A 20700-nucleotide genomic window follows, 5' to 3' on the forward strand; every position below is an offset into this window, starting at 1 on the left:
ATATACGCACTTAACAATAAATCATAACATTCCTAATAAACTAAATACAGAGAAGATTCATAAAGAAAACTTGACTGGTGCCAAATCAATCAAATCATACAAATTTTAGGAGGAAAAGAATGAAGCCAATCTATTTGCGAACGGATTTCCCCGACGGCCGCTCTCACATCCTGATCCGAGATCTTGCCTCAGTGAATACAGAACTGCATCACTTTATTCTATTTTTGACCAACAAGGGGAAGCTCTGGATCGATGTTTTTTGGCCGCATGACGAGGAATCCGAAAAGTATACGGTCAGTATCTCCGAAGAAAAATTCTGGCATACTTTCCGGGAATGGCGTCTGCATGGACTTGTGCTGGGCAGCAATGAACGCGTGGCCGAAATATTTGCCCAAAGGCATTTAAATAAAAGGACTAAGCCAAAATCAGTTTAAGGCGTATCCTTTTTCGTCCCCTTCATTTTGTCCAAGCGATAAATAAAAGCCAGTACTTCAGCAACCGCCTGATAAAGCTCAGGCGGTATTTCTTTGGACATCTCTACCTGCATCAAGGCTTCTACAAGGGTGTCGTCATTTTGGACCGGAATGCCCTGCTCTTCAGCCAATTCGATTATTTTTTTGGCCATATACCCTTCGCCTTTGGCGACAATCCTCGGAGCACCAACATGATCATAGGCCAGAGCAGCAGCTTTTTTCATATTTTGTTTTTTACTACTTGGACTTTCCCTTTTCATCCTTTGATATCCACCCCTGAAAAGTTCTTTCCGGCCAGGAAATGCGCAAACTGGGGAAATTCATCGTAGGTCTTCAGCGATATTTTTTCTAAAGATAAGCCAATATCCGCGAAGCCCTGCTTGATTTGATCATAGATATCTTCAATGAGTGGATTCAGCTCCTCGCGATGATCATTTAAGAGGCAGATATGTAGTTTGTTGTCGTAAAGCGTAAGGTCGGCTCCGAGCTGGTCAAGGTGTTCCGTCTCGACCTGCAGCGCCAGATGGCAGTGTTCAATATCCATCTTATGGCCTTTGCGGGAACTCTCCACGGCAAGCAAACAATTATATATCTCATTGTTATTTTGCAGCGGGATATGCATAAGAAAATATGCGGCATTTTCTTTATTCCCGGTCTGGATCCAGATCTGCTGTCCGGTAATCTCATCCAGAAAGCCCTTCAGCGCGCTTTTTTCAGGAGAGGCAGAATCTTCAGCCAGCGCGTTTAAGAGCATTGTTTTTACATTTTCCGTTTGTTCTGCTTCCTGACCGGCATTATTTTTTAATTTAAACAGCAGCTGATTCTCGTGCTCGAGACCCAGGCTTTTGAAATAATGCAGGATATTTTCAAACTGCTCACCGCTGGTATCCTCCCACTTCGGGATAATCTTCCAAAGCAGGTCTGCAAGCGTGCTGAGCGGGGATTTCTGATCTACTGGACTTTGACTCGTTGAACTTTGATTTATTGAGCTCTGATTTGCAGAATTTTGATCCGATAGCATCGTTTTAAGAACACTGCTGTTTTGCTGATTCAGATATTTTGCCAAGATGACAGAGATCTCAGGAGTTAGGTTAATTCCCCTGTTTAGAATCGTTGTGATCTGCTCCGGGGTCAACCGAAGAGCTTGCCTGGCTGCCTGGCTGGATACCTGTCCTGCGCCGGCATTTGTCTCCTGCGGCGCTGTTCCGAAAGCTGTCTTGCTTAATAAATTACCCTGGTTTTTTCCTTCCCGCAAAATCGTCCACAGCTTATCAGCGGCCTGGTATAGTATTTCAGGCGGAGCACTCTTGCTGCCTGCTGCCGTGTTCTGATTGACCATGCTGTTGACCAGAAAGTCCGCTTCATCGGCTGAAAGGCCAAATCCTTTGGTTATCATTGAAGACAGTTGTTCCGCAGACAAGCTGCTCAACTGGCCGGTGCTCTGACTAACCCGGCTCAAAACAACGCCTTCCGTATTGACCTCTTTGACAACCGCCAGAAATCTTTCACCTTCCAGAAACTGCGGTTCCAGCTGGGCTTTAATTTTTGCCCGGCAATGGAGATCAGTCCTTCCTGGTTCCCATTTCTGCTGATAATTTCCACCGGAAGAAGCTGTCCGGTTTTCAATTGTGTAAAATCTATCAAAGGAGAAATCTTGCCAATGCTCTGGATATTGTTTATGATCATTAGAGACTCCCTCGCAAAAAAATCTACCATAATAAAATGATAAACAAAAATTATCGTAGTCTAGAATTAAAGGAATGATTGTGTTGAGTATTTTTGAAACGATTATGCTGCTATGTTTTGGTTCGGCCTGGCCTTTTTCGATCTACTCGTCCTACAAAGCCGGAACAGCAAAAGGAAAAAGCCTGTTTTTCCTGGTTGTATTACTTATCGGCTATTTATCCGGCATCCTGCACAAGATGATTTATTCGTTCGATTATGTCATTATACTATATATCCTGAATTTTTGCCTGATCGCAGTTGATACGGGGCTTTATTTTAGGAATAAACGGTTGGATGCATTAAGGAATTTTGAATAATCCGGGGGAAGTCTGCATACCACAATACCCGCGTGCCATGGATGGCTCAATCCTTAAAAAGTCCGCGCTTCGCATCGTGCTCCGCTCGCAGCGGAACTGTGGCACACAGACTGATCTCATGCTTAAAGCACGTTTGTTATGTAATATCCCGTTCATTTATATAGTAGAATATTGAATGTCTTAATTGTAGGTTACCAACGTCTTATTTGGATAATAAGACAAAAATAAATATCAATAGGAGATATTGTGATGAATAATGAATTTAAGTTAGTGGAACCTGAGCAGTTAACGGATAACTCCTTTAAACTGGTCGGAAAGGACTGGATGCTGATCACAGCGGGAAATATAGAAAAGTATAATACGATGACGGCCAGTTGGGGTGGATTCGGAGTCTTGTGGAATAAAAAGGTATGCTTCTGTTTTGTCCGGCCTTCGCGTTATACCTATCAGTTTATGGAAGAAAACGATACTTTCACGCTTTCGTTTTTTGAAGAAGACTATCGAAAGGCTTTATCTTTCTGTGGAGCAAATTCCGGAAGAGATGTGGACAAAGCTTCCGCTACCGGGATTACACCCGTTGAAAGCATGTCCGGATCCGTCTATTTTGAAGAAGCAAGGCTCGTTCTGGAATGCAAGAAGCTGTATTATCAAGATTTAGACCCAAGTCATTTTCTTGATCCCGCGATTGAAAGTAATTATAAGCAAAATGATTATCACCGTGTTTATGTCGGCGAAATCATTCAGTGCTATGCTAAATAACAAGCTGCTGGCATAAAAAACTTAAATATTGTTGACTTACACAGCGACGTGAGCCAAATTGAAAGACGCCTCATTTTTTGAGGCGCCTTTAATCATACGGATCTTATTTTATTTGCTTACATCTTCGCTTCAATGGCTTTAACCAGATCCGGTTTTCCTCTGAAGCCGACGATCTTATCAACGATTTCACCGTTTTTAATCAGCAGCAGTGTCGGGATACTCATTACGCCGTATTTCTCGGCGATTTCTCCCTGCTCATCCACATTTAATTTGCCGATGGTTACTTTACCGGCATATTCATCTGCCAGTTCTTCCACTACAGGAGCTATCATTCTGCAAGGTCCGCACCAGGCAGCCCAAAAATCGGCCAATACCAGCTGGCTTGAACTGAGTACGTCACTCTGCCAGTTTCCGGCTGTAAACGTTTTGACATTAACACCTGCCATCTTAAATCCCTCCATTTCTTAACATCACCATAGAAAAATTCGTTTGTTTGTCCGTATGATTAATGGACAAACCGGTTCATCATATCAATCAGATCATCCAGGGCTTTATCATTTTCCGCTTCAAGCGCACCTTTCAAGCAGGTTCTGGAGTGCTCTTCAAAAATCATAATGCCAACTTTATTAATTGCTGCTTTGACTGCCGCAACCTGAACCAGAATATCAGAACAGCATTTTTCTTCATCAAGCATACGCTGCAACCCTTTGACCTGTCCCTCAATCCGTTTCAATCTGATCATGATATCGTTTCCCGGCCCACTTTTTTTCTTTGGTTCCATCTTACCCCTCGCCTCTATACCCCATAGGGGTATGTTCTAAGATTATTATATGGTCAGTCTGGTTATTCTGTCAAGAGGCTTTGCAGGATATTTCTGGACATTTCAGGATATTCAAAGATATTACATAGGCTTTGCCGGATATGAAATATATTATGCCTGTTTTTTATGAATAATAAACCGGCAAAGCCCTTATCGAAAGTTCTTTTAATAAGATAAGATGAATTAAATTAATAGTTAATTATGATAAATGATTAATTAGAAGGCTGTTTTGCTTTCAGGTCCAGTTTAATATGAAGCTCTTTGAGTTGGCTGTCCACGACCGGTGAAGGCGCCTGGGTCAGCAGACATGAAGCACTCTGGGTCTTCGGAAATGCGATGACATCGCGGATATTGTCCCGTCCGGAAAGAATCATCGTAAGTCTATCCAGCCCAAACGCAATTCCCCCATGGGGTGGTGTGCCATATTCGAACGCTTCAAGCAGATAGCCAAATTTTTCTTTGGCCTCTTCACTGCTCAAACCAATCAGGTCAAAGATTTTTTCCTGAACATCCCTTTGGTGAATCCGGATGCTTCCTCCGCCGAGTTCCATTCCGTTCAGGACCATGTCATAAGCCTTTGCTCTTACCTTCAGCGGATCGGAATCCAGGAGGGCAATATCTTCATTCATCGGACTGGTAAACATATGGTGAATCGCCACATAGCGTTTTTCTTCTTCATCATATTCAAAGAGCGGGAATTCCGTAACCCAAAGACAGTTAATCATATCTTCCCGAATAAGCTCCATTCGTTTAGCCAGCTCTAGTCTTAAGTTTCCAAGCGCATTATGAACGACGGCTTCCTTATCGGCAACGAAAAATAGGATGTCTCCGGTTTCTGCTTCCATCGCAGCCAACAGTGCGTTAATCTCCTGTTCGGTGAAGAACTTCAGAATCGGTGATTTCATTCCTTCAGGATCCATCACGATGTAGGCAAGCCCTTTTGCACCGTAAATGCTGACAAATTTGGTTAGCGCGTCAATTTCCCGCCTCGGCATACCGGCACAGCCTTTGGCGCAGATTCCTTTAACTCTGCCGCCCTTTGCGACAACGTCGGCAAATACTTTAAATCCGGAATCTTTGACAACCGGAGCCACATCAATCAGTTCCATGGTAAAGCGGGTATCCGGCTTGTCCGAACCATAGCGTTCCATCGCCTCCTGATAGGTCAGCCGCGGAATGGGAAGCGGAATCTCAATACCTTTGACTTCCCTGAATATCTTAGCAATCAGGTTCTCCATCATCGGCAAAAGGTCTTCAATCTCAATAAAGGACATCTCCAAATCGAGCTGGGTAAATTCCGGCTGGCGATCCGCACGCAAGTCTTCATCGCGGAAACAGCGGGCGATCTGAAAATATTTTTCCATGCCAGCGACCATCAACAACTGTTTAAAGATCTGCGGTGATTGGGGCAGCCCATAAAATGTTCCCTGATTCACGCGGCTGGGCACGAGATAGTCTCTGGCCCCTTCCGGTGTTGACTTAGCCAGAATTGGCGTTTCAATTTCCAGGAACCCCTCACTGTCCAGAAAATCACGCATGATTTTCGTGACCTGGTGTCTGATCTTAAAGATGTTCTGCATTTCGGTCCGGCGGAGATCAAGATAGCGGTGTTTCAGCCTGACACTTTCATCGACATCCACATTGTCCTGGATATAGAAAGGCGGAGTTTTCGCTTTATTGAGTATTTCCAGGTTTTCAATCACAACTTCAATTTCTCCGGTAACCATATTCGGATTTTCTGAACCTTCAGGTCTCACCCGAACGAGACCTTCGGCCTTTATCACATACTCCGAGCGGAGTTTTTCAGCCTGATTAAAAGCGTTTGCAGGCATATCCGGATTGAAGACAATCTGGACGATACCGGACCTGTCGCGCAAATCAACGAAAATGACGCCTCCATGGTCTCTTCTGGTCTGAACCCAACCCAACAACTTTACTTTTTCGCCTGCATTTTTCCTGTTCAGCGTACCCGCTCCGATTCTTTCTGCTAACATGGACATCCTCCTACATTTCACATTTCGTATGATTCAACAAAAAAGCTTTGATTTGATCCAGCGGGATTTCCTGCTGTTCTCCCAACCGCATATCGCGGACGATCACCATTTTCCGGGCAAGCTCATCGTCACCCAATATTAGTACATAGCGGGCTTGTTCCCTGTCTGCATATTTAAGCTGACCTTTAAGCCCTTTTCCAAGAAGGTCCATGACTGCCGGCATCCCGGCCTGCCGCAGATCACCTAAAAGTCTGAACCCTTCCTGTCTGGCCGCCTCACCCAGCGCTGCAATCACGACCGGCGCTTCAACCTCAGGCAACATTTCAACACTCTGCTTTTCCATGACACTCAGAATACGTTCCAGTCCCATGGCAAAACCAATTCCCGGTGTGGCCGGACCGCCAATTTCCTGGACAAGACCGTCATAACGCCCGCCACCACAAATCGCGTTCTGGGCGCCGATACCTTCAGCTGTGACTTCAAAGGCTGTTTTTTGATAATAATCCAGCCCGCGAACCATTCTGGGATTAATCCGGTAGGCAATCCCAGCGATATTTAAATATTCCTGAGTCTTCGCGAAATGTTCCGCACAGTCTACGCAGAGCGTATCCAGGGTCGTCGGAGCATTTTCCGTCAGCTTTTGACAGGAACTGTTCTTACAGTCTAAAATCCGCATCGGATTTTTGGTAAAGCGGTTCTGGCAATCCGGACAAAGATCATCCTTGCGTTCCTGCAGGAACTCTTGCAGCCTAATCCTGTGCTCAGCCCGGCACGTTGGACAGCCCACGGAATTGATCTCAACCACGAGTCCCTTAAGGCCGATCCTGCCAAAAAAATCCCAGATCAGACAGATGATTTCAGCATCGACAAGTGGATCCTCTCCACCGAGCACCTCTGCTCCGAACTGGTGGAACTGCCGGAAGCGTCCGGCCTGGGACTTCTCATAGCGGAACATCGGGCCGAGGTAATACATTTTGACCGGCTGCTGCAGCGCATAAAGCTTGTTCTCGGTATACGCCCTGCAGACGGAAGCCGTCCCTTCAGGACGCAGTGTGATGGATCTCTGCCCTTTGTCCATAAAGGTATACATTTCTTTATTGACAATATCCGTTGTCTCTCCGACGCCGCGCTGAAAAAGTTCGGTCGCCTCAAAGACCGGTGTTCTGATTTCTTTATATCCATACTCGGAACAAATCTTCCGGATTTGTTCTTCGAGAAACTGCCACTTTTCTATGGTACCCGGAATGATATCCTGTGTACCTTTCGGCCGTTGAATCGACATGATCATTTCCTCCTGCACAACGGTAGATCACCAGATCATCCGGCGTGTCCAATCTAAAAAATAAGCTTATCTATTATAACACAATTATCCTTCAGTCTCATCAGGATTCTGTATTTTTTCATAAAACAGGCAAAAAATCTGTTAATGATTGCTTTATTTTTTGGTGGACCTGCATCAGTTGGTCCTCATAACACTGCAGGTCCAGCGGATGATAGATATTCTCATGGCCGGAACCCCTCTTCCGTATTTTGCTGACACTGCCTGCGCCAAGACCAATGATATTTTGCTGTTCTTCGATCACCGCAATATTATAGCGGCATTCTTTGCCCTGCAGGGCATAGCCGATATTCTCAAGGTTACCGGCAATATACTTTTGTCGGTACAGATAATACGGAATATATCCGCGCTGTTGAATCCTGCGATGGACTTCGCGCTGAATATCCTGCCAGTCTATAGCATCTTCACGGTTTGAAGCCGAATGGTTCTCCCAGGCCGCAGAGCCTCGTTTCAGCGCCAGGGCATGGACGGTAATGTTATCCGGTTGCAAAGCCAGTACTTTTTCCACACTGTCCAGGACTTCCTCAGATCCTTCACCCGGCAGTCCAAGGATCAAATCCATATTGATCACCCAGTCGGAAACATCTCTGGCTAGAAGAAAACATTCCCGGATATCGGCGGCCGTATGCCTGCGTCCAATCACGGGCAGGGTTGCCTCCTGCATGGTCTGAGGGTTAACGCTTATCCGGCTCACCCCAAAATTCTTCATGACTGTCAGTTTGGTATAGTCAATCGTATCTGGTCTACCGGCCTCAACAGAATATTCACACCGCTCAGCCTGTGGAATCTCGTCACGGATGGTTTCCAGCAGCATCTGCAGGTCGGCAGCGCTTAGCACCGTCGGTGTACCACCGCCGATATAAAGGCTATCGGCCTTCATACCCAGTCCCCGCATCATTTCCCCGGTTAGTTTGACTTCCTTCTTCAGAGCTTTCAGATACCGGCAAAGCTGTTCGCTTTGCTTCCCAGCCAGGGAGTTGGACGGAAACGAGCAGTAGAAACAGCGGGACGGACAAAAGGGTATCGCAAGATAAACGCCGGCAAAATGCTCGGCTTCTTTCATCGTTTGACGGAAAGGCTGCTGAACCTGTTCGATCTGGTGAAGCAGGCTCACCTTTTCCTGGTCAACGAGGTAAAGTTCTCGCAGGATTTTATTCTTTTGTCCTTCGTCATATCCGAGATCGGTCATTTTGCCGATGATTTTACCAGGCCGTATCCCGGTCAGACTTCCCCATGGAAGCTTTTTTCCGGTATATTCGGATAAAAATGTACATAATCCTCTCTTTAAAATGATCTGGGACAGCGGTTCTTTGCCGGGAAGCTTCAGTCTGTAGAAATCATCCGCTGATCCCGTCTGCACTGCCTTCGCATATTTTTTTCCGGTAGTTCTGTCGGTTAGGCAGATTTCATAAACCTTTTCCGAGGCAGTATTCACGGACTCTATGTTCAAGCAAAAACCTTCAGCATCAGACCGTTCATTATCAGCGGCAGACCGCATTATTCCAGCATCGGATCGAATGGCGGCTGATGGCATGTCATCCGATAGTACGTCGGAAGATAACTCTCCTGCCATGAGATTTCTGCCTGTTCTAAACTTTTTTCCCGGAAAAAAAGCTGCTATGATTTGTGAGCAGCTGGTCAGCATTTTCGGATCGATTGTGGAACTGCAAAGAAGAATGCTTTCCTCCATCAGGCCAGGTCTCCACTGATATATGGATTTCTGGCCCTTTCCCGGCCAATGGATGTAAAGGATTCATGTCCGGGATAGACCAGGATTTGGTCATCCAAAACCATCAGTTTATCATGGATGCTGCTGAGTAGTTTATGAAAATCCCCCCCTGGAAAATCCGCTCTGCCGATGGAACAGTCAAAGAGCGTGTCCCCGCTGAACAGTACACCGTCCGTCAGCAGGCAGATGCCGCCCGGTGTATGTCCCGGTGTATGGATTACTTTCATTTGAACTTCACCAATAAAGAATTCCTGACCGTCTTCCAGCAGTATTTCAGCTGGGGACATCACATAGTCCTTACTGAACATTCTGGAAAGGTTTTTCTGAGGATCCGTCAGCATCCCTGCATCCTCCCTGTGGACGGCGACTTCAGCATGCAGGGTTTTTCTCAATTCTTCAGCTGCCCCGATATGGTCATAATGTCCGTGCGTCAAGATGATCCGTTCAACCTCGAGGTTATGCCTCCTCAGCAAATCCTTGATCATCGCACTACCCGATCCGGGATCGATGATTGCAGCCTTTTTAGTCTTGTCACAAGCCAGCACGTAGCAGTTCACACCCAAGACAGGCATAACTATTCTTTCAATCAAGCGATATCGCCACCTCTAAATAATATACTTTCATCAATATACTGCTAACCCGAGCCAAAGCTAAGTTGATAACCGTATTTACGAATCAATCTACTAGTTAAAACTGTTTCTTACTGTCCAGCAACAGCGTAACCGGTCCGTGGTTAACCAGTTCGACGTCCATGTCGGCCTGAAAAAGGCCCGTTTCAACCTTAATCCCGGTTTTTTGCAGGTACTCTGTCAGGCTTTCAAACATTGCTCTGGCCGTTTCCGGGGGAGCTGCCTCAGAAAAGCTTGGCCTCCTACCCTTCCGGCAGTCACCGAACAAAGTAAACTGGGACACGAGCAGTAGTTCTCCGCCGACATCGGCCACCGACAGATTCATTTTAGCCTGATCATCTTCAAATACTCTTAAATTTAAGATTTTATCAGCAAGCCACTTGACATCGTCCCTGTTGTCTTCCTGTCCGATCCCGATCAGAACCATGAGTCCTACCCCAATCTGGCCTACAGTCTGATTCTCAACCCGTACGGCTGCGCTTTTGACCCTTTGTACAACACCCCGCATCAAGTGTTTCCTCCACCCTGAATTCTCTCGACTACGGTAACATCTTTGACTTTACGGAACTTGTTAAGAACAAAGTTTAAATGGTCAAGGTTTTTCACTTCGATTCTCAGACGGATATGGGAGACGCGGTCTTTGCCTACCCGGGCACTCATTCCGAGCATATGGGTCCGTGTTTCGGTAATTACGTTCATGATATCGCTGACCAAACCCACGCGATCCAGACCGATAATCTCGATGTCTACAGGATAGATTGACTCGACAGCGGCTTCCCACTCAACCTCAACGATCCGCTCCTGCTCTTCTGCCGTAAGGCCAACGAGCTCCGAGCAGTCCGCCCTGTGGATTGATACGCCGCGCCCTCTCGTTATATAGCCGATGATTGAATCTCCGGGAAGCGGATTGCAGCACCGGGAAAACCGGATCAGGATATTGTTTACCCCCTTGACCGATACTCCCTGAGAATGCTTCACCTGGTGCTTGTGTTCTGCCTGAATCGGAAGAAGCGGTGTTTTCAGCTCTTCTTTCAGGATTTCTTCCTTCAAACGGCCCAGGGCCTTTTTAAAAGTAATCGCACCATCACCCATTGCCGCATATAGATCATCAATGTTGTTAAAACTGAAGCTCTTGGCTAATTTGATCATGTTTTCTGATTTTAAGGCTGTTGACGGTTCAAGACCAAGCTTCCTGGCTTCACGCTCGAGGCCTTCACGTCCTCTGATAATATTCTCTTCTCTTTTTTCTTTCTTAAACCACTGGCGGATTCTATTTTTGGCCTGAGAGGTCTTTACGAGGCAGACCCAGTCCCTGCTTGGGCCGGTGGGCGTCTTGGTTGTCAGAATTTCAACAATATCCCCGTTTTTCAATTTGGTGTCAAGTGGAACAATTCTTCCGTTGATTTTAGCACCGATACAGCTATGACCGACATCCGTATGAACCCGATACGCAAAATCGATCGGACAGGAATCGGCCGGCAATTCAACGACATCGCCTTTGGGTGTAAATACAAACACAGTATCCGCAAACAAGTCTATTTTCAGCGATTCCATAAATTCGCCGGCATCGTCCTTGGAGTCATGCTGTACCTCCAGGAGCTGGCGAATCCAGGATAGTTTCTGTTCGAAATTACTCTCAATTTTTTTGCCTTCTTTGTATTTCCAGTGGGCAGCAATCCCGTATTCAGCCGTCCGGTGCATTTCCCAGGTCCGGATCTGGATTTCAAACGGGTCCCCGTGGTTTCCGATTAATGTCGTATGCAGGGACTGGTACATATTCGGTTTCGGCATCGCAATATAATCTTTAAACCTTCCGGGAATAGGCTTCCATAGGGTATGAATAACCCCCAGTGCTCCGTAGCAGTCATTCACAGTTTTGACAATGACCCGGACTGCCGTCAAATCGAATATTTCACTCAGATCTTTGTTCTGATCGAGCATCTTTTTATAGATACTAAAGAAATGCTTCGGACGGCCGGCAATATCGGCTTCAATTCCGACTTCATCGAGCCTGATTTTAAGCTGTTCGATCACCTCATCGATCTGTTCCTGTCTTTCTTTTCTCTTTAAAGAAATACCTTCAACTAAATCGTAGTATTCCTGCGAATGCAAATAGCGAAAAGCGAGATCTTCCAGCTCCCACTTGATCCTGAATATCCCGAGCCTATTGGCTAAGGGCGCATAGATCTCGATCGTCTCCTGCGCAATTTCCTTTTGTTTAGATTCAGACTGATATTTCAGGGTCCGCATATTGTGCAGGCGGTCGGCCAGCTTGATTAAAATAACCCGAATATCCTTGGCCATTGCCAGAAACATTTTCCTTAAGTTCTCAACCTGAACTTCAACCTTGCTCTTGTACGAAATTTTGCCGAGTTTGGTTACCCCATCGACGAGTCCCGCAACTTCATCGCCAAAATTCTTACGGATATCTTCAAGCGTCCTGTTCGTATCTTCAGCGACATCATGCAGCAGCGCAGCAATGATCGTCGAATCGTCCATCTCCAATTCGGCAAGAATCGAGGCGACTTCCAGCGGATGATAGATATACTTTTCGCCGGAATTGCGGAGTTGGCCGCGATGGGCAAGTTCCGCATATTCATAGGCCTCTTCAATTTTTTCCAGGTTGTATTGCGCATTATTGGAAATCAATGTTTCCTTCAGTTGTTGAAAATTCATTAAGCCACCTCTGGGTTCCTATTCGCTCCAGACTCTGAAACGCAAAGAAGTCTGCAAGTAGGTTTTCTCGATATTGTTTAATTTAAATAAATACGGGCCTGTTCCGCCATACCAGCTGATGATGCCAAGTTCCTCGAATATTTTCATGATGTTCAGCTGCATTCCAGGTTTTTCCGCAGACGGTCCCCACCAAATAAAACCGCGTTCATCCGTTATGTGCTTAAGGTTTCGATAGAAATCCGCTAGCATCTTTCTGGAAAGACGCGGTGCCGAAATCTTTTCTTTGAAAGCGGCAGTCTCGAAATCCGGAAGGCTCCCACTAATGGCTGGCTCCGATTCGGAATATCCCTCAGCCGTACAGGCGATTTCCTGCTCGGCTTCGACACCGGAAGGACGGAAATCCTTGACAACGGCCTGGATGGTTTCGACATTACCGTAGCTGTTCAGCTCAAGATTATAAATAATATCGATCATATCGATGTTTTTGACCAGATCAAATTCTTGTCCCTTTTTAAACGCCATAGCTTCCCGTTTAAGCTTTGCTGCTGCGAGCGTCATTTTCAAATGTTCCCGGCCTTTACCGACAACAGAAACGCTTTGGACGGCAAGGCCGTCCGTTCTTAAGACAGGTGCTGGATTTCCTGCCCCAAACGGAGCCATTTGTTCCAGCTCTTCCAATAACTGAACATTCAATTCATCCCACGATATAATAGAATCGATCTGAAAACGTTCCTTAAAGATGATCCCAAGTTCAAGAAAACTATTGTTAAGTCCTTCCCTGAGCTGCGGGATCTGGTCAACAGGAACCGTAAATCCGGCTGCCTGCTTATGACCGCCAAATTTACTTAAAGTATCCGCCTGTTTTTTTAATTCGTCCAGAACATGATAGTCCGCGATTCCCCTGGCTGAGCCTTTCCCAGTATCTCCTTCCTCGGCAATAAGGAAGACCGGCCGCTTGTAGCGCTCCACGAGCCGCGAAGCGACAATGCCGATCACCCCGTGATGCCAGTTTGGCGAGGACAAGACAATGACATCGGGTATCGGGCCTTCAGCCAGTATGCGTTCGGCATCACAAAGGAGCTCCTTTTCGGTAAGCTGTCTCTGATTGTTTTCCTTGCTAAGTTCCCTGGCCATCTCCAGCGCATCATCATAGCTCTCTTCAAGCAGTAGGTTCAGTGCCAGCCTCGCCGTATCCATCCTCCCGGCGGCATTGATTCTCGGGGCAACAATAAACGAGATCTGACCTGCCTTAAGCTTCTTGCCGAGAAGGCCGCATTCCTCCAGCATCGCCCTGATCCCGGAGTGCCTGGTATTTTCCATCACGGTCAGCCCGTTTTTGACAAGGATTCTGTTTTCCCCGACGAGTGGGACAATATCCGCAATCGTTCCGAGTGCGACCAAATCAAGATAATCGTTCTCCGAGCCAAATGTCGCCTCAGAATAACCTAAATGTGCGTATAAGGCCTGCAGGAGTTTAAAGGCTACCCCGACACCGGCCAAATGCGGAAACGGATAACCTGAATCCGCTATTTTGGGATTTAATATTCCGACTGCACAAGGCAGCTCATCCGGTGGTTCATGGTGGTCCGTGATAATCATATCGATGTCCAGAGTTTTGGCAAAGGCCGTTTCTTGAACTGCTGAGATTCCGCAGTCCACGGTAATCATCAACGAGACATTGTTGTGGCTTGCTTTTTCGATCGCTTCCGAGTGCAGGCCGTAGCCTTCTTCCCGGCTCGGGATATAGACAACGACCTGATACCCAAGACTGATCAGGCCCTTATACAGTAAGGCTGTTCCGGTTACACCATCGGCATCGTAATCCCCGTAGATCAAAATCTTTTCCTGATCTGTCCTGGCCTTGGCAAGCCTTTGCAGGATGACCTCCATATCTTTAAACAAGAACGGAGAATGCAGGTCCAGCAGCGACGGCTTCAAAAATTCCAAAACACTGTCTCTCGAAGAATAACCCCGGTTATGAAGAATACTCAGGGTACTGCGGGAGAGTCCCGCTTTTTCTAAAAATGCTTCACCAGAATACGTTTTTTGTGATAAAATCCACAAGTTGTTTTCCATAAATCATTCCTATTTCTGATATTCAGAAGCGCCGGCAGTATTTTCTTTGGCAACAGTTTGACTGTCTTTGTTCTGACTATCCTTCTGCGGTATATCAATCGGATCAGCATCCGAAGCTGGAGCCCTTTTGCTGGTAAATCGTTTATTGACTTTGGTTTCTTTCCTGCACTTCAATTCCCGGCGGAGTGCAAGGCAGAACATCAGTAAGGCACCGGCAAAGACCGAACAGAAAATAACGAGAACCAGCGGCAAATCTGCTGTCCAGAATAAGAAATGGATTGGAACAACTGCTGCATTTTGAACCGCAAAAATCACCACAATGAGCGCAATAATGATTGAAACTAACAAAATGACCATACTTTTCCCTCCTTTGTATCATTAATTCGTATCATTAATATAGTATATTTCCTATAATAAGCCAACCTGTGCAAAAAATAAACTTAAAAATTGCTTGAAGCACAATCGCTCTGGAAATACTCCGATAGTTGAAAACGAGCGGGATGCCTATAATAGCAGTCCAAATCAGGATCGCCGGTATAAACGGCAGTAGCATTCCAAACAGGAACAGCGAAGTAACACTTCCGCCAGCTACCTTGAGGACACGAAAATTGTGTGTTTTCCTATTCAACAGATACGCCGTAATTAATCCAAAACATATATAGGCAAGAATGATGATTTCCCAGAACAGAATACTTCCTGGTTCATTCACCACAAAATTGACTGCAGATACAATTAGGCCCGCAATCACGAGACCGGAGTAGTTACCAAGAAGCGTTATACCCGCCGCACAAATCAGGATTGATTCCAAACCCAGCAGATTCCAAAACAACAATCCGTCACCCTGCTTTTTGTCAATGTCTAATCTTGTATAGTATTGCCCCGTTCGCGCTGGAATAATTATACTTTGCGGTCAAATCTTATAAACTCTTGATGAAAAAATAGTCCCTGCTACTATTCGAGCAAGAACTACATTCAATTAGAGATCAATTTAAAACTTTAGATTTTAGATGTCTTACTTCTCTTTCAGGTACAACTCATCAAGGTTAAGCCAATAATTGATCCGATCTTCACGGGGGTCCATGCTAATATCAATGTTGCTGAAGACCAGCAGTACGCTCACTTCCGGTGTCTCCAGCTTCAGGCACATATCATCCAAAGCTGCCTGATAGGTTTCCGCCTTACCCGGCGGGAACTTTGCAGCAATCTGGTCGAGATAACCGTTCATATCCTGTTCGAGAATCACACGGTCATCCTTCATAATTTTCAAAGACGGGATATTGTTATTGGCAGGGTACGTCCAATAGATGCTATAGGTGCCTTTGTCGCCGTCAATTGTGATATATTCCTTCCCATTTACAGTTCCCATCTGCTTTACAGATTCCATCTGCATATTAATAGCCCAGCGGTAACCGCTGATATCTACGGGTTCGGCCGGTAACATCAGGGATGTTGCGATATAATTGTCTTTTCCCGGCATATCCTCAGGTTCCGGCCAGGTTTTATCAAAACCTAGTTTGTCTTTGAAGACATCGCTCTGGGCAAGACGTCGATCAAACCAGGACGGCAGCTTTGCCTCACTGGCACTGGCCAAATAGTCAACTCCATCGGTAATCGATTCACGTACTGCGCGTTCCGGTTGGACAGCTGAAGGAGTCAGCTGGTTATCCTGCAGTATTCCCTGGCTGACCAAGATCTTTTCCAGTCGGTTTACCTGCGCAGTGACCGGCAGTGCCTGATAGCCAACGACTGGTAATACGGAGAATACCGCAAGCACACAAGTCAGGACAGCAATTACAGCATGTGATCTGGCCTTTCGTATCATCAGCAGGACAGCCGCTGCTAAGGCCACAATCCAGATCAGTATGAAGGAATATTCAATCGTTTTAAGTCCTGACTTACCCAGCTGGATCACGACTGCCCAGGCTTCGAAGGCAAGAATCACCAGGGCGGCAATCGGATAAATTCGGCGATAGAATTTTGCCAGTGCGGATTCGTAATTGGTGACCATCATATGGAGCCAAATCCCGCCGATAGTATAAGCTGAGGCAATGCCTGAAAGCTGGACGAAAGACGATGCACCTATGCCGCTCATCGTCGTTTTGCCCGCCCATAGAAGCAGAACTGCGGTCAACGCCAGGATAATCGGAATCATGATGCTGCCAAACAGAATTTCAACAAACCGCGGCTGTTTCTGGGCCACTTCACGATGTTCGTCGACTTTTCCTTTGCGAAAATCCGGAAAATAGCCCACAAAAATCGTAAAAACCAAAAAGCCGGTCAGGGTCCCGATAACCATATAAACCTTGCTGCTCATGCCGTGATACAGCAAGGCCTGGACAGCACCTGCAACCCCGGAAGCCCCGCCCATAATCACTGCTCCGTAAATGATAGCGATAAAGAAGGCTTTTTGCGTCATGAATAAGGACCTGGAGAAATCAGACTGGTCTTTGGGATATCCGGCCAGGATGATAAAAACCAGAAAACTGACCAGCATTGCCATACTCACACGGGTAGCAGCCAGAGTTGTAACTATAGCATAGCGGGATCCCTCCGGGGTCGTTCCTCCAAACTGGTAAAGCGCCAGGAAGGTTACAGCTGCGGCCATGACACCGAGCAGGTTGGCAGCCAAAAACGCTTTTTTCTGGTTGATCCGGCTTTGGGCAGCCGTAATTACGGTCAGACTGAATACCGCACCCATTGCAAAGGCCCAATGCAGACAGTTAAACAGAAAGTTATAAGGTTCTTGTTGCGGCCAGTCAAGCTGAATCCTGATCAACGTTACGACGGCAAAACCGAAAGCACAGGCAATTGCAGCTGGAAAAGTTTGAAAGGCCTTCGCTGACCCACGCAAAACCTGGACAATTGACCGGGTAAAAGCATTCATCCGTATACCTCCTTGCTGAAAAATTCCATTCAAAGTAACAAATCAATTTTGAGTTAGTCTTAACAAATTTTCTACATACATACGCTTATCCCTTCTTCATCGCCGGGGCCTCGTTTATTACGAATATGACAGCAACTACAGACCATCTGGGATCCGCAGTTGCAATTCAATATTTGGTTAGACGTCTTTGGCGGCTTTTGGTCCCCGGCAGATGGCTATCTTGCCGGTCCTGACGATTTCGATGATTCCGTAGTCATCAAGCAGTTCGCAAATCGCATCAATTTTGACATCTTCACCGGTCAACTCGATGATCATAGTCTCTTTATTAACATCGACAATATGGGCCCGGAAGATTTCGGCAAGGTTTACAATTTCCGCCCTGTTCTCCGGCGAAGCCTTCACCTTGATTAAGGCCAGGTCTCTGTGTACCCTGTCCTTTCCGGTAAGATCAATGATTTTAATCACATCAATTAGCTTGGAGAGCTGATTAACAACCTGTTCCAATTCATATTCATCATCGGCATCAACCTCAATAGTGATTCTGGACATGTCGGCTTCCTCGGTATAGCCGGCGTTAATGCTTTCAATATTAAAATTCCTGCGGCTGATCAACCCGGAAACATGGGTCAAAACACCCGGTTTATTTTCCACCAATACGACTAAGGTATGTTTCATTTTCAGCCCCCCAATATCATTTGGTTTAAACCGGCCCCGGTCGGAACCATCGGCAAAACATCCTCTTCTTCAGGAATACGGATATCTACCAGGAATGGGCCTTCCGAGAAGATTGCTTTTTTCAGTACAGCTTCAATTTCTTCTTTCTTATCAAGACGGACGGCAGGAACGCCCATCGCTTTGGCGATCTCGACGAAATCTGCTTTCGTTCTCATACAGGAATGTGCATAATGGCTGTTGTAAAATTCCCGCTGCCATTGGGCAACCATCCCCAAGGATTGGTTATTTAAGATCATGACTTTGACAGGCAAATTTAAGTCGGCAATCGTCATCAGCTCCTGGCAATTCATCATAAAGCCTCCATCGCCGCATATGCAAATGACCTTCTTATTTGGTTCCCCGACCTTGGCTCCCATGGAAGCCGGAAGGCCGTAACCCATCGTTCCAAGTCCTCCGGAAGTCAGCAGGGATCTTGGGTGTTTAAAACCGTAGAACTGGGCGGTCCACATTTGATTTTGCCCTACATCCGTAACCATAACTGCATTTCCTTCTGTGATTTCACAAATCTTTTCAATCACAGGCTGTGGCAGTATTTCATCTGTATCCTTTTTATACGTGAGCGGTTTTTCTTTTTTCCAGCCAGACAGCTTTTCCAGCCACGGTTTAAACTGATCCTTCCATTCTTGGGCAGGTTTCTCCTGCAGTTTTTGATAGAACTTCTCGAGTGTCCAACGCAAATCGCCAATCACCCGGATATTTGCCCGGACATTTTTATTGATTTCAGCCGGATCAATATCAAAATGCACGATTTTAGCGTTAGAAGCAAACTGATCCAACCGTCCTGTGACCCGGTCATCGAAACGCACGCCGATCCCAATCAGCAGGTCCGTCTCGGTGGTGGACATATTCCCGGCATACGTGCCGTGCATCCCGATCATGCCAAAAAAATGCGGATCATCGCTCGAGACGCAGCCCAGCCCCATCAGGCTCGAGACCGTTGGCACCCCGGTATAGGCTACTATTTTTCGCATGATCTCAGAAGTGTCCGACAGATTTAGGCCGCCCCCGACAAAAAACAAAGGCTTTTGGGCGAATTTAAGCTCGTCAAATACGGCATTCATCGTCTGGCTATCTCCCTCACAGATCGGGGTATAACCTCTTAAATTAACCTCTGCGGGATACTCAAAATCTATTTCTTCAGCAAAGATATTTTTCGGAATATCAATTAAAACAGGACCCGGACGGCCCGTACGTGCAATATAAAAAGCTTCTTTCACGGTCTTCGGCAAATCCCTGACATCCCTAACCAGGTAATTATGTTTGGTAATCGGGGTTGTAATCCCGCGTATATCCGCTTCTTGAAAGGAATCCCGCCCTAAAAAAGGTACGGCAACCTGACCGGTAATCAGCACCAGCGGGACAGAATCCATATAAGCTGTAGCAATTCCAGTGATAAGATTCGTGGCCCCGGGGCCGGAAGTCGCCATACACACGCCGACCTTGCCGGTTACCCTGGCGTAGCCGTCGGCAGCATGGATTGCGCCCTGTTCATGCCTTGGCAGAACATGAGGAAATTCAGACATATACAGCGCATCATACAAAGTTAAGACCGATCCGCCGGGATAGCCAAAAACGACTTGTACATCTTCCTTTTTAAGACATTCGATGATTGCTTGTGCTCCGGTCATTTTCATTCTGCTATCTCTCCTCTCTCTTGTATGTATTATAGTACAGAACACAAATAAATGCACGAACTATATCAGTTCAGTCTATTCATTGCTCATGTTGTTTATTAACTTACTTGTTGTTTATTAACTTAAATGAAGGACGCACACTGTCTCCAATTAAAATTCTACTGTAAGATTGGTTTTTGCCAGATAGATTTTGCCGGCATAACACCGGGAAGCCTCCGCAGCCAGGTTGGCCGTCTCACCAATATGCGGAAAATGACTCAGCAGAAGTGCTTTCGCCCCGAGTTGTTTTGCCAGGGATGCAGCTTCGACAGAAGTCAAATGCCCCTGGAATAAGCCGGTTTCATGGGCATACAGGCTTGATTCAGTAATCAACAAATCTGCTCCGCCCTCAAACCGGCTTAAATCAGATGCAGGCCCAAGATCACCGGTATAGACCAGGACTTTGCCGGCATATTCGAACTTCATTGCCAGGTTGTAGGCATCATGAACGGTTGGCGCAAAGGATATTTTCAAGCCGTCAAGATTGAGAACCGCATCCGGCTTTATTTCGATACCGTTGCTATATTCACCAAAGGTTAATTCCTTAAAACGTCCCGGCTGATTACTTGCATAAACAGGAAGCGGCTTTGTTCTTTTCTTGAACGCAAACGCAAATTTACTCGCATACAAAAGGCATCCGAGGTCTGCCGTATGGTCATGGTGAAAATGGGAGATAAAAACCGCGTCGATCTGCTCGTGGGAAACATGCTTCCATAAATTTGCCAATACCCCGCTGCCGCAGTCCAACAGGACCTTATGCCTGCCTGTCTGCAGAAGATACCCTGATGTCGCCTCTCCTGCTTCGGGATATGCTCCCCAGCAGCCCAGAACTGTTAGCTTCATTATTCCACGTCCTTTCTAAGCGTATGTG

At 46.3% G+C, this 20700-nt stretch carries 21 protein-coding genes; 3 read left to right on the forward strand and 18 right to left on the reverse strand.

Annotated features, from left to right (window positions below):
• The first annotated feature begins 119 nt into the window (after positions 1-119).
• Complete coding sequence (locus DEHRE_RS08230; RefSeq protein ID WP_019225966.1) at positions 120-434, forward strand: hypothetical protein; 315 nt, start codon at positions 120-122, stop codon at positions 432-434.
• On the opposite strand, the gene DEHRE_RS08235 is transcribed toward DEHRE_RS08230, so the two are convergent.
• The 3 genes from DEHRE_RS08235 to DEHRE_RS15305 are packed head-to-tail and all read right to left on the reverse strand — an operon-like array spanning position 431 to position 2159.
• Positions 431-733 carry an EscU/YscU/HrcU family type III secretion system export apparatus switch protein gene (locus tag DEHRE_RS08235; RefSeq protein WP_019225965.1) on the reverse strand — a complete coding sequence of 101 codons (303 nt, stop codon included), beginning with the start codon at positions 731-733 and terminating at the stop codon, positions 431-433. The genes DEHRE_RS08230 and DEHRE_RS08235 overlap by 4 nt on opposite strands.
• On the reverse strand, positions 730-1932 hold the full coding sequence (locus tag DEHRE_RS08240; protein WP_242836914.1) for a hypothetical protein: 1203 nt from the start codon (positions 1930-1932) through the stop codon (positions 730-732). The genes DEHRE_RS08235 and DEHRE_RS08240 overlap by 4 nt, the downstream gene beginning before the upstream one ends.
• Positions 1929-2159, reverse strand: coding sequence for a hypothetical protein (locus DEHRE_RS15305; protein ID WP_242836915.1), 231 nt, complete (start codon positions 2157-2159; stop codon positions 1929-1931). Before DEHRE_RS15305 ends, DEHRE_RS08240 begins: the two co-directional genes overlap by 4 nt.
• A gap of 74 nt (positions 2160-2233) precedes the next feature.
• Here DEHRE_RS15305 and DEHRE_RS08245 point away from each other — a divergent pair, with 74 nt between their 5' ends.
• Complete coding sequence (locus DEHRE_RS08245) at positions 2234-2515, forward strand: hypothetical protein (RefSeq protein ID WP_083221878.1); 282 nt, start codon at positions 2234-2236, stop codon at positions 2513-2515.
• A 249-nt stretch (positions 2516-2764) separates the two neighbouring features.
• Positions 2765-3274 (forward strand): flavin reductase family protein, encoded by a 510-nt coding sequence (locus tag DEHRE_RS08250; protein ID WP_019225962.1) that lies wholly within the window; start codon positions 2765-2767, stop codon positions 3272-3274.
• A 116-nt stretch (positions 3275-3390) separates the two neighbouring features.
• On the opposite strand, the gene trxA is transcribed toward DEHRE_RS08250, so the two are convergent.
• From trxA to DEHRE_RS08325, 15 genes are all read right to left on the reverse strand, one after another.
• Positions 3391-3720 carry a thioredoxin gene (trxA, locus tag DEHRE_RS08255; protein ID WP_019225961.1) on the reverse strand — a complete coding sequence of 110 codons (330 nt, stop codon included), beginning with the start codon at positions 3718-3720 and terminating at the stop codon, positions 3391-3393.
• 59 nt (positions 3721-3779) lie between these two features.
• Entirely contained in the window at positions 3780-4055 is a 276-nt protein-coding gene (locus DEHRE_RS08260) for a metal-sensitive transcriptional regulator (protein WP_019225960.1), read from the reverse strand.
• Between the two features lie 251 nt (positions 4056-4306).
• Positions 4307-6094 (reverse strand): aspartate--tRNA ligase, encoded by a 1788-nt coding sequence (aspS, locus tag DEHRE_RS08265; RefSeq protein WP_025205798.1) that lies wholly within the window; start codon positions 6092-6094, stop codon positions 4307-4309.
• Between the two features lie 4 nt (positions 6095-6098).
• On the reverse strand, positions 6099-7370 hold the full coding sequence (hisS, locus tag DEHRE_RS08270) for a histidine--tRNA ligase (RefSeq protein ID WP_019225957.1): 1272 nt from the start codon (positions 7368-7370) through the stop codon (positions 6099-6101).
• 118 nt (positions 7371-7488) lie between these two features.
• On the reverse strand, positions 7489-9117 hold the full coding sequence (gene hemZ, locus DEHRE_RS08275; RefSeq protein WP_019225956.1) for a coproporphyrinogen dehydrogenase HemZ: 1629 nt from the start codon (positions 9115-9117) through the stop codon (positions 7489-7491).
• Positions 9117-9746, reverse strand: a complete 630-nt coding sequence (locus tag DEHRE_RS08280; RefSeq protein WP_019225955.1) for an MBL fold metallo-hydrolase — start codon at positions 9744-9746, stop codon at positions 9117-9119. The genes hemZ and DEHRE_RS08280 overlap by 1 nt, the downstream gene beginning before the upstream one ends.
• A 97-nt stretch (positions 9747-9843) precedes the next feature.
• Positions 9844-10293, reverse strand: a complete 450-nt coding sequence (gene dtd, locus DEHRE_RS08285) for a D-aminoacyl-tRNA deacylase (RefSeq protein ID WP_019225954.1) — start codon at positions 10291-10293, stop codon at positions 9844-9846.
• Complete coding sequence (locus DEHRE_RS08290) at positions 10293-12461, reverse strand: RelA/SpoT family protein (RefSeq protein ID WP_019225953.1); 2169 nt, start codon at positions 12459-12461, stop codon at positions 10293-10295. The genes dtd and DEHRE_RS08290 overlap by 1 nt, the downstream gene beginning before the upstream one ends.
• 18 nt (positions 12462-12479) lie before the next feature.
• Positions 12480-14537 carry a single-stranded-DNA-specific exonuclease RecJ gene (gene recJ, locus DEHRE_RS08295; RefSeq protein WP_025205801.1) on the reverse strand — a complete coding sequence of 686 codons (2058 nt, stop codon included), beginning with the start codon at positions 14535-14537 and terminating at the stop codon, positions 12480-12482.
• 9 nt (positions 14538-14546) lie between these two features.
• Positions 14547-14894 (reverse strand): LapA family protein, encoded by a 348-nt coding sequence (locus tag DEHRE_RS08300; RefSeq protein WP_019225951.1) that lies wholly within the window; start codon positions 14892-14894, stop codon positions 14547-14549.
• A 34-nt stretch (positions 14895-14928) separates the two neighbouring features.
• On the reverse strand, positions 14929-15366 hold the full coding sequence (locus DEHRE_RS08305; protein WP_242836917.1) for a hypothetical protein: 438 nt from the start codon (positions 15364-15366) through the stop codon (positions 14929-14931).
• Between the two features lie 183 nt (positions 15367-15549).
• On the reverse strand, positions 15550-17421 hold the full coding sequence (locus tag DEHRE_RS08310) for a DUF4153 domain-containing protein (protein WP_019225949.1): 1872 nt from the start codon (positions 17419-17421) through the stop codon (positions 15550-15552).
• A 177-nt stretch (positions 17422-17598) separates the two neighbouring features.
• The gene (gene ilvN, locus DEHRE_RS08315; protein WP_019225948.1) at positions 17599-18096 is read right to left on the reverse strand and encodes an acetolactate synthase small subunit; all 498 of its coding nucleotides are present in this window, start codon (positions 18094-18096) and stop codon (positions 17599-17601) included.
• Positions 18097-18098: 2 nt separating this feature from the next.
• On the reverse strand, positions 18099-19790 hold the full coding sequence (ilvB, locus tag DEHRE_RS08320; RefSeq protein WP_019225947.1) for a biosynthetic-type acetolactate synthase large subunit: 1692 nt from the start codon (positions 19788-19790) through the stop codon (positions 18099-18101).
• A 150-nt stretch (positions 19791-19940) separates the two neighbouring features.
• Positions 19941-20672, reverse strand: coding sequence for an MBL fold metallo-hydrolase (locus tag DEHRE_RS08325; protein ID WP_019225946.1), 732 nt, complete (start codon positions 20670-20672; stop codon positions 19941-19943).
• Positions 20673-20700: the final 28 nt, after the last annotated feature.

The organism is Dehalobacter restrictus DSM 9455, from assembly GCF_000512895.1.
Classification (GTDB): Bacteria; Bacillota; Desulfitobacteriia; order Desulfitobacteriales; family Syntrophobotulaceae; genus Dehalobacter; species Dehalobacter restrictus.